Origin of the sequence: Streptomyces sp. CA-288835, from assembly GCF_050936385.1 — a bacterium.
Taxonomy (GTDB): Bacteria; Actinomycetota; Actinomycetes; order Streptomycetales; family Streptomycetaceae; genus Streptomyces.
In genome coordinates this window covers 5,374,853-5,387,694 of the sequence record NZ_JBNJMW010000001.1, presented here as the reverse complement: position 1 = coordinate 5,387,694, position 12,842 = coordinate 5,374,853, and the positions used below count along the sequence as shown (strand labels likewise).

Below are 12,842 nucleotides of genomic sequence, written 5' to 3'. Positions count from 1 at the left end.
GCGCGCCTCCGCCCGACCTCACCACGTAGGTCGCGCCGACACCCCGCCGTCCACGACCAGGTCGTGTCCCGTGATCCACGAGGCCAGCGGGGAGGCGAGGAACACGCAGGCGTCGCCGACGTCTTCCGGGCGGCCCAACCGGCCGGTGGGTACGGCCTGTTGCCAGCGCTGTACGCCGTCCGGCCAGGCCTCCGCGAGGCCTTCGCGGTCGATCAAGCCTGGTGAGACGGTGTTGACGCGGATCCCGTACGGACCGTACTCCAGAGCCGCCGACCGTGCGTGCATGATGACGGCCGCCTTGGACGCGGAGTAGTGGGCGTGCATCGGGGCGGGGTGCGTGCCCTCGATGGAGGCGATATGGGTGATGCTCCCGCGGCTGCCGTCCTTACGGACCCTGCCGTCGCCCTCGCGCATCACCTCCACCGCGGCCTGTGTGCACGCGAACACGCTCGACAGGTTCGCGTCGACCACCGCCCGCCAGTCGGCCAGGGTCATGCCGGGCAGTTGCTGGACCGGCTGTGCGCCCGCGTTGTCGACCAGTGCCGTCAGGGTGCCGCCGCCCCAGTCCGCGGCCTCGCGCACCAGGCGCCGGCACTCGACCTCGTCGGTGAGTTCGGCGTGCATGGCTACGGCGCTGCCGCCCGCGTCCTCGATGAGCCCGACGACCTCGCGGGCCCCCTCCGCGTCCGTACGGTAATGAACGGCCACCGCCGCTCCCGCCTCGGCGAACCGCAACGCGATTCCCCGTCCGATGCCGCCAGAAGCCCCGGTCACCAGCGCAACCTGCCCGTCGAGCAGCCCGCTCACAGCCGCCCCATTCACAGCCGACCCGCTCACGACCGGCTCAGCGCGGAGATCCGCGCCGCCTCCGCCGGGTACCGCGTGGTCAACTCGGCCGCGTCCCCGTGCTCGTACCCGCCGTATGTGAACCCGGGCGCCATCGTGCACCCGAAGAACGACCAGGCCCCGCCCGCCACGACCCGCGCGCCCATCCAGGTCCCCGCGGGCACCGTGAACTGGACGTATTGCCCACCGAGCACATCGGGACCGAGGACAACGGTGCGGGACGTACCGTCCGGGTCGAGCAGCAGCATCTCCAGCGGATCACCGAGGTAGAAGTGCCACACCTCGTCGGTGGGAAGCCGGTGCATCGCGGAGAAATCCCCCGGCTCCGAGGTCAGCAGCACAACGATCGAGGTCCCCTCGGGCCGCCCGTCCGCCCGCTCGGGCCCGGCCCAGAGCTCCCGGAACCGCCCGCCTTCCTTGGGGATCGGCTCCAACTGATAGTGATCGACGAGGTCTTCGGGAGTGATGTCACTGGCCATCCTCCGACCCTAAGGGCCCGCAGGCACCGCAGCACCCACCGCCCGAACGCCTAGTCCACGTCGGCGACTTGGCGAGCCCGGAGCAGCGGTTGCACACCCTGGGGTACTGGTGCGACGGACTGGCGGGACGGGTGAGCGTGGTGTTCAGCGAGTGTGGAGGGCTGGGCGCCGGGCGGGCGTGAAGAGGTGCATGGGGCGATGCTCGAAGTATGGACGTGACCCTTCACCTCGCTCAGCAGCCCGAAGCCGACGAACTCCTCGGGCGCAGTCCGCTGGCCGCGCTGGTCGGCATGCTGCTGGACCAGCAAATCCCGATGGAGTGGGCGTTCGCAGGCCCGTACACCATCGCCCAGCGGCTGGGCGCGGACGACCTCGACGCACACGAGATCGCGGCATACGACCCCGAGGCCTTCGCCACCCTCCTCGCCACCAAACCGGCCGTGCACCGCTACCCCGGCTCGATGGCCACGCGGATCCAGCAGCTGTGCCAGTACCTGGTGGAGCACTACGACGGCGACGCCGCCGCACTCTGGAAGGACGCGGCCAGCGGCACGGAACTCCTCAACCGCCTGAACTCCCTCCCCGGCTTCGGCACCCAGAAGTCCCAGATCTTCCTGGCCCTCCTGGGCAAACAACTCGGCGTACGCCCAGACGGCTGGCGCGAGGCCGCCGGCGCATACGGCGCCCCCGAGTCCTTCCGCTCGGTAGCCGACATCACGGGCCCCGAGTCCCTGGCGAAGGTACGGGCCCACAAGCAGGAGCTGAAAGCGGCGGCCAAGGCGGCAAAGGGATCGGGCAAGCCCTCGGGCAAGTCCCCCAATAAGTAGGGGACTTCCGGCCGCGTGACGCCTAGCGTCGCCCGTATGACCACCCCCTTCGGGCCTGCCATCGACACCCGCCCCCTGTTCGCGCCTGAGCGCCGGGCGCTACTCGACCTGCTCGGCTCGCTGGAGGCCGGGGACTGGGGGCGGCCGACGGTCTGCCCGGGGTGGGACGTGCACGATGTGGTCGGCCATGTCCTCAACGACTACATGCGCCGCCTCTCGGGCCTCCGGGACGGCTGGAGCGGGGCCGTGTTCGCCGACGACGAGACGCTGCCCGCGTACGTGGCGCGCATGAACGGTGTCTTCGTCGAGGCGACCCGCCAGTGCAGCCCGCGCCTGATGACCGAGCTGCTCGCACACCTCGGCCCGCAGCTCGACGAGGTCTGGGCCGGCGCCCGGCTCGACGCCCCCGCCCCCGTCGATGTGTCGTGGGCCTCCACGAACGAGCCGAGTCCCGCCTGGCTGGACATCGCCCGCGAGTACACGGAGTTCTGGGTGCACCAGCAGCAGATCCGCGACGCCGTCGAACGCCCCGGTGCCGACGAGCCGGAGCTGCTCGGCCCGGTGATCGACACGTTCCTGCGCGCCCTGCCGCACACGCTTCGTACCGTGGACCGGCCGCGGGGAACGACCGTACGTTTCGACGTCACCGGCCCCGCGGGCGGCACCTGGTGGGTCATCCGGGACGCCGACCGCTGGCTTCCCAGCGCGTCCGGCGTGCCCGGCGCGTCCGGCGCGTCCGGCGGGGAGGCCGCCGCACGGGTGACGATGGACCAGGACACCCTCTGGCGGCTGGCCAGCCGCGGCATCCTTCCCGAAGAGGCCCGGCGCCGTTCCGTACGGGCGGGGGACGAGGCCCTGACCGCGGCGGCGACCACACTCCTCGCGGTCGTGGCGTGAGCGCCGGACGGCGATGTCCGCCTCGCACGTTTCACGGCGTGTTTCCGGTTTGTTCAGGGCCCGGTCAGTAGGAACACACCAAGCCAGGCTTGCGGAATTACCCTTTCGTTCTGCTTTGCGGCGCGATTTCCCGGGGCCACTACGGCGCCTTGGCTGCGCCCGGAAGGTCATGACCGGTAGGCTTTCCGTGTGATCTTCAAGCGCATCGGAAACGGCCGGCCGTACCCCGACCACGGCCGGGAAAGCACCCGGCAGTGGGCGGATGTCGCGCCGCGCCCGGTCCGCCTCGATCAGCTGGTGACGACCAAGGGCCAGCTCGACCTGGAAACGCTGCTCGCCGAGGACTCGACGTTCTACGGCGACCTCTTCGCGCATGTCGTGAAGTGGCAGGGCGACCTGTACCTGGAGGACGGCCTGCACAGAGCCGTCCGCGCCGCGCTCCAGCAGCGCCAGGTGCTGCACGCCAGGGTCCTCGAGCTCGACTGAGCGCGCCCCCTTCGTGCGCCCGTTGGGCCTTTCGGGTTGGACTGGGCGCCGGGCAATGATCGTCTAGTAGGCATAGCCACCCAGGCGCACTACGCTGCGCCCATGAGCATGCTGACTCCCCCTGGGATGGGCGGCCAGTACAAGATCACGGGGGACAAGTACCCGCGGATGCGCCGCAACCGCGGGCGCCGCAGGCTCGCGTTCGCGGCCGTCGGCTCCGCCGCCGCGCTCGGTCTGCTCGGCTGGGGAACGCTGCAGCTCATCGACGTGTTCACCGGCAGCGGCGACAAGGCCGGAGCGGTGGGCGCGGCCCCGGACTGCACGCCGTCGCCGTCACCGTCCGCCTCGCAGGCGCCGGTCAAGGCCCTCCCCAAGCCCGGCCAGATCACCGTGAACGTCCTCAACGCCACGCCCCGCAGCGGCCTCGCCAAGACCACCGCGGACGAACTCAAGAAGCGCGGCTTCAAGATCGGCGAGGTGGGAAACGCGACGAAGGAGTACGACAAGAAGGTCAAGGGCACCGGGATACTGCTCGGCTCCGCGGCGGCCACCGACAGCGCGCTCCCCGTACTCCGCACCCAACTGGCCGGCGCCCAGCTGAAGACCGACACCCGTACGAAGCCCGCCGAGGTCGACCTCGTCATCGGCAACGGCTTCAAGGCGCTGACGCCGAAGGCGGCCGCCGACAAGGCCCTGACCACACTGGCCGACCCGAAGCCGACCCCGTCACCGACGAAGCAGGGTTGTTAGCCGGTCCCGGTCAGCCGGGCTTTCGGCCCGGTTCGGCTGCTACTCGGCAGACCCGTACATCCGGTCCCCCGCGTCCCCGAGCCCCGGCACGATGTAGCCGTGCTCGTTCAGCCGCTCGTCGACGGACGCCGTCACGACGGTCACCGGCGTGCCGGCCAGCTCGCGTTCCATGACCTCGACGCCCTCCGGGGCGGCCAGCAGCACCACGGCGGTCACATCGTCGGCGCCACGCTTGATCAGCTCCGTGATGGCCGCGACGAGGGTGCCGCCCGTGGCGAGCATGGGGTCGAGTACGTACACCTGGCGGCCGGAGAGGTCCTCCGGCATGCGGTTCGCGTACGTGGACGCCTGGAGCGTCTCCTCGTTGCGGATCATGCCCAGGAAGCCCACCTCGGCGGTCGGCAGCAGGCGCACCATGCCGTCCAGCATGCCGAGGCCGGCCCGCAGGATCGGTACGACCAGGGGGCGCGGGTGGGACAGCTTGACGCCAGTGGTCCCGGCCACCGGCGTCACGATGTCGACCTGCTCGGTACGCACGTCACGGGTGGCCTCGTAGGCGAGCAGGGTGACCAGTTCGTCGGCCAGCCGCCGGAAGGTCGGGGAGTCGGTGCGCTGGTCGCGCAGCGTGGTGAGCTTATGGGCGACCAGAGGGTGGTCGACGACGTGAAGACGCATGCGCCCAGGGTATCCGGGCCCCACCGCCGCGCCCCCGCAAACCCGAACCCGCATCAAACGGCCCATCCGGGGGAAGGTGGCAGGGACGGACTGGGGTGGTGACCTATGCGGAACGGGGAACAGAACCAGGCGACCTCCGGCCGGCCCGGGGAGTCCACGAACAGCTCCGCGCCGCGGGGGACGTCCCGTCGGGGAGCCGGGGGAGAGCCGGCGCGCGGCGCCACGCCCGCCCAGCGAAAGGCCCCCGGGCCCGCACAGCGAGATGCTGGCGCGCCCGCCCAGCGAAGGGCTGCCGGGCCCGCACAGCGCAAGGCCGCCGCACCCGTGCCGCGAAAGGCTTCCGGGTCGTCCGCCGCCGCGCCCGGGAGGACCGGCCGCGCAAGCCCACCGCAAGCTCAGGCCCCGCGGGAAACCGCCCAGAAGTCCGACCCGCCCGAACCCGCCGCCGGAGGCCCGCCACGCCCGGGCGCCGTCACAAGCGCCGGAAGCCCCGAAGACGCTGGCGACACGAGCGGCGCCACAGACCTCGGCGTGGCCGAAAGTGATGCCGAGCGGCGTCGGCGGCGGGCTCAGTTCTTGCGGGACCTCACCGAGGCGCGGGAGTTGCGGGATCGGGTGCAGCCGCGGCGGGTCAAGACGGCGCGGTTGCGGCACGCCATGCGGATGCGCACGTTCCGCTGGTAGGCGAGGGGCCACGGCAGACACGTACAGGCCCGTACACAGCACAACGGAGCGCCACTGGTGGGGCGTACGGGTCGGCACCGGACAGCCGTTGCCTCGCGGAGCACTCATCGGCGTACGATCCCGCTGACGGCGGGCGCCGAGCGCCCAGGTGATGGGCCACGCGTACGGCCGGGACGACGCGACCGGGACACAGCGAGCCGAAGACCTCTCCTGAACGCTCAGTTTCTGCCACGATTCCGAGTGGGCGGGGCTCGGCGCAGCACTCCCCGTCCGCAACCTCCGCCGGGGGGATCCCCAACCGGCACGCCTATGACCAGTGGGAGAGTCACGGTGTACTTCGCCGCACTGCTCGCGCGCACCGAAGACGGGTGGGAAGCGAGCGACACAGAGCTCGACGATGTGGAGACCCTGTCCGACCTGGCCGACCTGGCCCGTGAAGCCTCGACCGAAGACGACACGGTGCTCGTACTCATCGAGCAGGAGGACGCGTGGTTCGGCGTCGTCCGCGTGGACGGCGAGGACGACCCTCGTATCTACGTGTCGGACGCCGCCGCCGCGGCCCGCAGCTCGTACGGCGAGATCCTGCTCACGGACGAACTGCTCGGAAGGGAGCCGGGCGACGACGTCCCGGACCTGGACTCCCTCGACCTCGACGGCACGGAGGACGGTGAACCCGAGAACGACTCCGACGACGACGATGACGTCGTCGGCGGGGCCGCTTCGGGCGAGGCCGTGCCGTCCGGACCCATCGGAGACCGCGAGATCCTCGCCGACCTCGGCGTGGACGAGAAGGAACTGCTCATCCTGGACAGCAATGACGCGCTGAACGAGATCGCCGAGGTCCTGGGCGCGGCGGAGGTCCTGGAGACCGTCCGCTGAACGCTCAGGACGCGCACGAACCCGTAAGCGACCCCGTACGCGACCGCTGGCGGGCCGCGATGCGGCTCGCCCTGGACGAGGCACGACTGGCCGTCCGGGGCGGGGACGTCCCCGTCGGCGCCGTCGTGCTGTCCGCGGACGGTACGACGGTGCTCGCCACCGGACACAACGAACGCGAGGCCACCGGCGATCCCACGGCACACGCCGAGGTCCTCGCCATCCGCCGCGCCGCCGCCGGACTGGGACAGTGGCGGCTGACGGACTGCACGCTCGTCGTGACCCTCGAACCCTGCACGATGTGCGCGGGCGCGATCGTGCAGTCCCGCGTGGACCGCCTCGTCTACGGCGCCCGCGACGCGAAGGCCGGCGCGACCGGCTCCCTCTGGGACGTCGTACGCGACCGGCGCCTCAACCACCGCCCCGAAGTGATCGGCGGCGTACTCGACGAGGAGTGCGCCCGCCTCCTCACCGACTTCTTCCGCGACCGCTGACCCGCCCCGCTGACCTGACCGCTCCCGAACCGGCCCGCAAAACGGATTTCAGCGCACACCCCAACGTGGGCTAGGATCTCTCCCGGTAGCGTGTCCGAGCGGCCGAAGGAGCTCGCCTCGAAAGCGAGTGTGGCGCAAGTCACCGAGGGTTCAAATCCCTCCGCTACCGCTTTGGAAGGGCCCCGTCGAGAGACGGGGCCCTTCGCGTGTGCGGAGTGGGTGCGAGGTGTGTGGGGAAACCTGCCGAAGACAGAATCGGTGGTAGTACAGGTGCCCGAGTTACACTCACCGCCGGCGAGCAGGGGCCCCGGCGGGGCAAACAGGTCGACAAGCAGGTCAACAGGGGAGGCCGCGGTGGCGGTGAATTCGAAGAAGATCGCCGTCTACGCGCTCGCGGTCTTCGTGCTGTACGTGATCATCACCGACCCGGGCAAGGCCGCCGACTACGTGCAAATCGGGTTCGAGGGCATATCGAACGCCGCTCAGGCCGTCGGCGACTTCATGACGTGGCTCGCCAATGGAGCCAACGACTGACGACCGAGACGACTGGCGACTGAGACGACTGACGACTGAGACGACTGGCGACTGAGACGACTGACGACTGAGGCGTACGGCCCCATTCGCCTCGTACGACCCCCAGCCCCCGGCCCACCCCCAGCCCCGTATCGGAATGATGCGGGGCTGAAACGCGCCCTTTCTCCTCACTCCGGAATCAACACCACTCTTTGCGGTGCTTGCACACAGTGGACATGTCTTGTGATGCTATGACCGCTTTTGACGGATGAGTTGCACGGTTTGCATGGGTTGTTTGCAAGGGCTGAAGGACAAAGAGGTGGCGTTGACCGTGTCGGCCAGTACTGCGCCGCCCCAGGAAGAGGCCCCGGCGCCTGCTCCTGCCCCCGAAAAACGTCGCAGCGCCGACACCCGGGCGCTCACGCAGGTGCTCTTTGGGGAGCTGAAACAGTTGCGGCCGGGTACGCCCGAGCACCATCGCGTACGCAGCGCGCTCATCGAGGCCAATCTGCCGCTCGTGCGGTACGCCGCCGCCCGCTTCCGGAGCCGTAACGAGCCGATGGAGGACGTCGTCCAGGTCGGCACGATCGGGCTGATCAACGCGATCGACCGCTTCGACCCGGACCGGGGCGTGCAGTTCCCGACCTTCGCGATGCCGACCGTCGTCGGCGAGATCAAGCGGTACTTCCGGGACAACGTCCGCACCGTGCACGTACCGCGCCGGCTGCACGAGCTGTGGGTGCAGGTGAACAGCGCGACCGAGGACCTCACGACGGCGTTCGGGCGCTCGCCCACCACCGCCGAGATCGCCGAGCGGCTGCGGATCGCCGAGGAGGAGGTACTGGCCTGCCTCGAGGCCGGACGCTCGTACCACGCGACCTCCCTCGAGGCGGCCCAGGAGGGCGACGGGCTGCCGGGCCTGCTCGACCGGCTCGGCTACGAGGACCCGGCCCTTGACGGAGTCGAGCACCGCGATCTCGTACGGCACCTCCTGGTCCAACTCCCGGAACGGGAACAGCGGATCCTGCTGCTGCGCTACTACAGCAATCTCACCCAGTCGCAGATCAGTGCCGAACTGGGCGTCTCCCAGATGCATGTGTCAAGGCTGCTCGCCCGCAGCTTCGCCAGGCTGCGGTCCGCAAACAGGATCGAGTCGTAGCTCGCAGGAGCGAATCGCCCGCACGTCACCTTCCCGGCAGTTCTGAGACGAAAATCGGCCATACCCCCTTCATCCAGGGCCGATTGCCCCTCCCAGAGTCGACAAGTCACTACAGCGTGTTGCCGACATGTGACATTCTTCCGGAAGCGCGTTTGCCGCAGCTCTGCCTCCGGTATTCAGGTGGAGGCTGCGTTCCTTCGACGGGAGCGTCCGCCGCGACCGTCCGCGACCCAAAGGGGGTGGCATGTCCGCAGATCAGGGCAGCTCGAAGGTGCTTGAGCTCGCGCAGAGCGAGTCCGCGCCCGACGTGCTTCACAGTGTCGATGTACCGGTTGTCGATGTAGCGGTCCTCCCGACCCCTCCGGCCCCGGCCCCCCCGACCTCGGAAGCCATCGACACCCGCACCCTGTCCCGCTCCCTGTTCCTGCGGCTAGCCGCACTCGACGAGAACAGCCCGGAGCGCGCCTACGTCCGAGACACCCTCATCGAGCTCAACCTCCCGCTCGTGCGCTACGCGGCAGCCCGCTTCCGCAGCCGTAACGAGCCCATGGAGGACATCGTCCAGGTCGGCACCATCGGCCTGATCAAGGCGATCGACCGCTTCGACTGCGAACGGGGCGTGGAGTTCCCGACGTTCGCGATGCCGACGGTCGTGGGCGAGATCAAGCGCTTCTTCCGCGACACCTCGTGGTCGGTCCGCGTTCCGCGCCGACTCCAGGAGCTGCGGCTCGCGCTGACGAAGGCGAGCGACGAGCTCTCCCAGAAGCTGGACCGCTCGCCGACGGTTCCCGAACTCGCCGCCGTACTGGGCGTGTCCGAGGAGGACGTGGTCGACGGCCTGGCGGTCGGCAACGCGTACACTGCGTCTTCGCTCGACTCCCCGGCTCCCGAGGACGACGGCGGCGAGGGCTCGCTCGCGGACCGCCTCGGCTACGAGGACACGGCGCTGGAGGGCGTCGAGTACCGCGAGTCCCTCAAGCCGCTGCTCGCCAAACTGCCGCCTCGTGAGCGCCAGATCATCATGCTGCGCTTCTTCGCGAACATGACGCAGTCGCAGATCGGCGATGAGGTCGGCATCTCGCAGATGCATGTCTCGCGGTTGCTTACGCGGACGTTGGCGCAGTTGCGGGAAGGGCTGATCTCGGACTAGCGGCTCCGCGCTCCTCGCTCCGCTGGGAGGGCCGGTTCGACGCTGCGGGTTCGTTGTGGCTGGTCGCGCCCACGCGGCGGAGCCGCATATTGACACAGCCCCGCGCTCCTAAAGAGGCCTGCGGCCTCCCTTAGGGGCGCGATGCCTGAGCCCCGTACGTACGGGGCTCAGGCATCGCGCGTCGAAAAAGAGCCGCGCTTACTTGCCCAGCTTGTTCAGCGCCCGCTTGCCCGCCGCCGACTCCTCCATCGTGTCCCACAGCTTCGCGGAGCCGGTGTACGTGTACACGCCGGGAGCGCCCTGTGCCGCGCAGCCGTCGCCGTACGACGTGATGCCGACCTGGAAGACGCCCTTGCGGCCCTGCAGCTTGCGGAAGATCGGGCCGCCGCTGTCGCCCTGGCAGGAGTCCTTGCCCTCGACGCCGGCGCACATGTTGACCTTCGTGTCGTACTGCGGGTACGACGCCTTGCACTCGATGTGCGACACGATCGGCACGTCCACCCCGCGCAGGCGGTCCGGATAGTTCGTCACCTCGGTGTCGGTGTTGCCCCAGCCGATGACGGTGGCCTTGGCGCCCGGACGGATCAACGCGTCCGTGCCCGCGGTCGGCAGGTTGACCGGGGCGATGCCCTCGACGGGCTCGTCCAGCATCAGCAGCGCCAGGTCGTACGCCCCCTCGCCCTCGGCGTAGCGGGGGTGGACGACTATCTCGGCGATGTCGCGCAGCTGGCCCTGGTTCTTCTTGGACAGCACGGTGCGGCCGACGACGGTCTCGATGTCCTTGGGCTTCGTGCCCTCGACGCAGTGCGCGGCCGTCATCACGACGTCGGGCGCCAGCAGGCTGCCGCCGCAGAACTGCCGGTCGTGGGCGTTGCCGGCACCCTTCTGCAGCAGCGCCGCCATGAACGGGTGCTTGCCGTCGGGCTGTTCGGTGCCGCCGATGATGCGGGTGCCCGGCCGGCCGCGGTCCGCCGAATCCGCGGCGTGGGCCGTACCGACGGAGGTGGCGGCGAGCCCGAGGGCCGCACCGGCCGCGAGCACGCCGGTGGTGATCCGCCGGACCGCTGTTCTGTGAGTGGGGGAAATGGAGGAAAGACGCATGTGGGGGTGTCTCCCGACGTTCTGAACTCTGAACTGACCACCCCGGCGGAACGCCCCTCGCGTCCCAACTTGCCCGAACCGCAAGGGAGTCACCCGACGGAAGTGGCATGGCTCTTTGTCAGACGGGATACGAGGGGCGGAGGTTCACTCGCGGGAACACTCAATGCACTTCCGTCCCTTTCTATCTGACGTGGCGTCAGCCACACTGGCGCGATGCGTCAGGTGACTTGGATACGTGGCCGCCGCGGCGCCGTGGCCGGTGCCTCGGCGGCGGTCGTGGTGTGTCTGGGCGGGGTGCTCGCCATGAGCGCGGGCGGCGGAAGCGATGACGACGGGTACGTCGCGGTGGGGGCGGCCGGTGGTTCGCCTCCGGCGTCCGGGGCAGCCCCTACGGGCGAGGTGTCGCTGGTGCCGCTGGAGGGGGCGTCGGGCGGTGCGGAAGATCGCGGTTCGGATGGTGCGCCCGATGGCGGTGGTTCTGGTGGAGCCCGGGAGCCGGGTGCGGAACCGCTGCCTGGTCCTTCCACCTCCGCGGGTCAGGGCGCACCAGAGGGCGAGGGCGGTTCCGGTCGTGCGGAAGGGCGCGGAGAGGGGCGTACAGAAGAGAACCCGGCGCCTTCGTCGTCCGCGGGCGACGGCGGCAGCGACAACGGCGGTGGTGGTACGGCACCCAATGCGCCCGCCGCGCTGAAAGTGAGCGAACCCGAGCGCAAACCCACCGACCAGCGCTGGTGCGAGAAGGTCACCCTCGACTTCCACAACACCGGGGGCAGCGCGGTGCGTTCGGGCACGGTGACCTTTGAGACGCACATCATCGACTCGCTCGGCATCGACTGGGCGACGATCAAGTCGGCCGAGAAGTTGCCCGTGCCGGTCAACGCCGGGGCCCGCAAGGAGAAGACCTGGACGGTGTGCGTCGACGCCTGGCGCGTGCCGCTGGGCATGCACATCGAGACGCAGGACGTGTCCGTGCGGTGGGAGTAGGGCTCCGGCGTACGGGAGTTACGGGGCTTACGGCGTACGGGACTTGTCGCCGTACCCGAGTTACATGAACGCGAGCCAGGCCACGCCGGCCACGATCGCGATGGCCACGACCACGCCTACGATCACGCCGATACGAGGGCCTGCCGAGGCGGCCTGCTGACGGCGGCCCTGCGGCGCCTCGTCGACGAAGGCGCGGAACATCTGGGTGCTGCCCGCGGGGTCGTTGTTGCCCTGGGGGCCCTGGGTGTTTGCCATGGCCCTGGACCCTAGCGAATGCCTCCGGCTTGCCCAAGTGCTGGGGTGCCGTCTGCTTGTGCTGGTCACCCTGACTCGGTGTCGCCGTCACGGGGGCTCCGCCCCTGGGCCCCCATCGCCGACACCCCCTAACTTGCCTGTAGCAACCAAACAACTTATAGTTGCCTAGAGCAACGAAGGAGGGTGTGATGGCCGCCGCTCGCGACCAGTACCAAGAGCTCGCCCGTCAGCTCAGTGCCATCGGAGCTGTGAAGCGCGGGCTCGGGCGGGTGTTGCCGCACGAGTGCCCGGCGGGGGCCGCTGCCGTGCTCACGCTTCTTGAGCGGCACGGGGAGATGCGGATGAGCCGGCTCGCTGAGCTGCTTGCCATCGATATGTCGGTGACCAGTCGGCATGTGGCCCATGTCGCGGAGCGCGGGTGGATCGACCGGTCCCCCGACCCCTCCGACAAACGGTCGCGCATCCTGCGGCTCACGCCCGCGGGGCGGGACATGCTCGCCGAGATCGCCGAGCGGTACACACACGCGCTCGCCCACTACCTGGGGGACTGGTCCGACGACGAGGTCGAAGAGCTCAATCACCTCCTCGGACGGCTGCGCACCAGTTTCGACGTCTGCCGACCGGCGGCGTCCGCCCCCGCACCTGACGTGACATGACGGAACGTAA

General features: G+C 69.9%; 17 protein-coding genes and 1 tRNA gene. 13 read left to right on the top strand and 5 right to left on the bottom strand.

All coding sequences use genetic code 11. From position 1 onward, the window contains the following. Nucleotides 1–18 precede the first annotated feature (18 nt). Nucleotides 19–807 carry an SDR family NAD(P)-dependent oxidoreductase gene (locus ACQEVY_RS24365; protein WP_432951593.1) on the bottom strand — a complete coding sequence of 263 codons (789 nt, stop codon included), beginning with the start codon at nt 805–807 and terminating at the stop codon, nt 19–21. A gap of 26 nt (nt 808–833) precedes the next feature. Next, nucleotides 834–1,325 (bottom strand): cupin domain-containing protein, encoded by a 492-nt coding sequence (locus tag ACQEVY_RS24360; RefSeq protein ID WP_432951592.1) that lies wholly within the window; start codon nt 1,323–1,325, stop codon nt 834–836. Nucleotides 1,326–1,534: 209 nt separating this feature from the next. Between ACQEVY_RS24360 and ACQEVY_RS24355 the strand changes: the two genes are divergently transcribed. The 4 genes from ACQEVY_RS24355 to ACQEVY_RS24340 all read left to right on the top strand — a co-directional run bounded on the left by ACQEVY_RS24355 (nt 1,535) and on the right by ACQEVY_RS24340 (nt 4,285). Further along, on the top strand, nt 1,535–2,152 hold the full coding sequence (locus tag ACQEVY_RS24355) for an HhH-GPD-type base excision DNA repair protein (RefSeq protein ID WP_432951591.1): 618 nt from the start codon (nt 1,535–1,537) through the stop codon (nt 2,150–2,152). Between the two features lie 36 nt (nt 2,153–2,188). Next, the gene (locus ACQEVY_RS24350) at nt 2,189–3,049 is read left to right on the top strand and encodes a maleylpyruvate isomerase family mycothiol-dependent enzyme (protein WP_432951590.1); all 861 of its coding nucleotides are present in this window, start codon (nt 2,189–2,191) and stop codon (nt 3,047–3,049) included. Nucleotides 3,050–3,238: 189 nt separating this feature from the next. Further along, a complete protein-coding gene (locus tag ACQEVY_RS24345) occupies nt 3,239–3,535 on the top strand; it encodes a type II toxin-antitoxin system VapB family antitoxin (protein WP_003999914.1) in 297 nt (98 codons plus the stop codon). A gap of 102 nt (nt 3,536–3,637) precedes the next feature. Beyond that, the gene (locus tag ACQEVY_RS24340; RefSeq protein ID WP_432951589.1) at nt 3,638–4,285 is read left to right on the top strand and encodes a LytR C-terminal domain-containing protein; all 648 of its coding nucleotides are present in this window, start codon (nt 3,638–3,640) and stop codon (nt 4,283–4,285) included. 39 nt (nt 4,286–4,324) lie between these two features. On the opposite strand, the gene upp is transcribed toward ACQEVY_RS24340, so the two are convergent. After that, entirely contained in the window at nt 4,325–4,960 is a 636-nt protein-coding gene (upp, locus tag ACQEVY_RS24335) for a uracil phosphoribosyltransferase (protein ID WP_165339337.1), read from the bottom strand. A gap of 531 nt (nt 4,961–5,491) precedes the next feature. On the opposite strand from upp, the gene ACQEVY_RS24330 reads away from it, so the two are divergent. From ACQEVY_RS24330 to ACQEVY_RS24300, 7 genes are all read left to right on the top strand, one after another. After that, nucleotides 5,492–5,644 carry a hypothetical protein gene (locus ACQEVY_RS24330; protein WP_432951588.1) on the top strand — a complete coding sequence of 51 codons (153 nt, stop codon included), beginning with the start codon at nt 5,492–5,494 and terminating at the stop codon, nt 5,642–5,644. A 330-nt stretch (nt 5,645–5,974) separates the two neighbouring features. Further along, nucleotides 5,975–6,523, top strand: coding sequence for a hypothetical protein (locus ACQEVY_RS24325; RefSeq protein WP_432955376.1), 549 nt, complete (start codon nt 5,975–5,977; stop codon nt 6,521–6,523). A gap of 59 nt (nt 6,524–6,582) precedes the next feature. Beyond that, nucleotides 6,583–7,014 (top strand): tRNA adenosine(34) deaminase TadA, encoded by a 432-nt coding sequence (gene tadA, locus ACQEVY_RS24320; protein WP_432951587.1) that lies wholly within the window; start codon nt 6,583–6,585, stop codon nt 7,012–7,014. An 84-nt stretch (nt 7,015–7,098) separates the two neighbouring features. Next, nucleotides 7,099–7,183 (top strand) — tRNA-Ser (locus ACQEVY_RS24315). A 185-nt stretch (nt 7,184–7,368) separates the two neighbouring features. Continuing rightward, nucleotides 7,369–7,548 (top strand): hypothetical protein, encoded by a 180-nt coding sequence (locus tag ACQEVY_RS24310; RefSeq protein WP_328770439.1) that lies wholly within the window; start codon nt 7,369–7,371, stop codon nt 7,546–7,548. Between the two features lie 265 nt (nt 7,549–7,813). Beyond that, nucleotides 7,814–8,686, top strand: coding sequence for an RNA polymerase sigma factor SigF (locus ACQEVY_RS24305; RefSeq protein ID WP_328770438.1), 873 nt, complete (start codon nt 7,814–7,816; stop codon nt 8,684–8,686). 244 nt (nt 8,687–8,930) lie between these two features. Next, nucleotides 8,931–9,836, top strand: a complete 906-nt coding sequence (locus ACQEVY_RS24300; RefSeq protein ID WP_432951586.1) for an RNA polymerase sigma factor SigF — start codon at nt 8,931–8,933, stop codon at nt 9,834–9,836. A 198-nt stretch (nt 9,837–10,034) separates the two neighbouring features. Here ACQEVY_RS24300 and ACQEVY_RS24295 read toward each other — a convergent pair whose 3' ends face one another. After that, a complete protein-coding gene (locus ACQEVY_RS24295; protein ID WP_432951585.1) occupies nt 10,035–10,937 on the bottom strand; it encodes a S1 family peptidase in 903 nt (300 codons plus the stop codon). A gap of 213 nt (nt 10,938–11,150) precedes the next feature. Between ACQEVY_RS24295 and ACQEVY_RS24290 the strand changes: the two genes are divergently transcribed. Further along, nucleotides 11,151–11,921 (top strand): hypothetical protein, encoded by a 771-nt coding sequence (locus ACQEVY_RS24290; protein ID WP_432951584.1) that lies wholly within the window; start codon nt 11,151–11,153, stop codon nt 11,919–11,921. Nucleotides 11,922–11,981: 60 nt separating this feature from the next. On the opposite strand, the gene ACQEVY_RS24285 is transcribed toward ACQEVY_RS24290, so the two are convergent. Beyond that, nucleotides 11,982–12,176, bottom strand: coding sequence for a hypothetical protein (locus ACQEVY_RS24285; protein WP_432951583.1), 195 nt, complete (start codon nt 12,174–12,176; stop codon nt 11,982–11,984). A 188-nt stretch (nt 12,177–12,364) separates the two neighbouring features. Between ACQEVY_RS24285 and ACQEVY_RS24280 the strand changes: the two genes are divergently transcribed. Beyond that, nucleotides 12,365–12,832: a MarR family winged helix-turn-helix transcriptional regulator gene (locus ACQEVY_RS24280; protein ID WP_432951582.1), complete on the top strand. Its 468-nt coding sequence runs from the start codon at nt 12,365–12,367 to the stop codon at nt 12,830–12,832. The last annotated feature ends 10 nt before the right edge of the window (nt 12,833–12,842 follow it).

What these genes read in the sequence shown, in the direction of transcription:
- ACQEVY_RS24360 (WP_432951592.1), bottom strand. Translation starts at nt 1,325, where the DNA reads ATGGCCAGTGACATCACTCCCGAAGACCTCGTCGATCACTATCAGTTG.
- ACQEVY_RS24355 (WP_432951591.1), top strand. Translation starts at nt 1,535, where the DNA reads ATGGACGTGACCCTTCACCTCGCTCAGCAGCCCGAAGCCGACGAACTC.
- ACQEVY_RS24350 (WP_432951590.1), top strand. Translation starts at nt 2,189, where the DNA reads ATGACCACCCCCTTCGGGCCTGCCATCGACACCCGCCCCCTGTTCGCG.
- ACQEVY_RS24340 (WP_432951589.1), top strand. Translation starts at nt 3,638, where the DNA reads ATGAGCATGCTGACTCCCCCTGGGATGGGCGGCCAGTACAAGATCACG.
- upp (WP_165339337.1), bottom strand. Translation starts at nt 4,960, where the DNA reads ATGCGTCTTCACGTCGTCGACCACCCTCTGGTCGCCCATAAGCTCACC.
- tadA (WP_432951587.1), top strand. Translation starts at nt 6,583, where the DNA reads ATGCGGCTCGCCCTGGACGAGGCACGACTGGCCGTCCGGGGCGGGGAC.
- ACQEVY_RS24305 (WP_328770438.1), top strand. Translation starts at nt 7,814, where the DNA reads ATGGGTTGTTTGCAAGGGCTGAAGGACAAAGAGGTGGCGTTGACCGTG.
- ACQEVY_RS24300 (WP_432951586.1), top strand. Translation starts at nt 8,931, where the DNA reads ATGTCCGCAGATCAGGGCAGCTCGAAGGTGCTTGAGCTCGCGCAGAGC.
- ACQEVY_RS24295 (WP_432951585.1), bottom strand. Translation starts at nt 10,937, where the DNA reads ATGCGTCTTTCCTCCATTTCCCCCACTCACAGAACAGCGGTCCGGCGG.
- ACQEVY_RS24290 (WP_432951584.1), top strand. Translation starts at nt 11,151, where the DNA reads ATGCGTCAGGTGACTTGGATACGTGGCCGCCGCGGCGCCGTGGCCGGT.
- ACQEVY_RS24285 (WP_432951583.1), bottom strand. Translation starts at nt 12,176, where the DNA reads ATGGCAAACACCCAGGGCCCCCAGGGCAACAACGACCCCGCGGGCAGC.
- ACQEVY_RS24280 (WP_432951582.1), top strand. Translation starts at nt 12,365, where the DNA reads ATGGCCGCCGCTCGCGACCAGTACCAAGAGCTCGCCCGTCAGCTCAGT.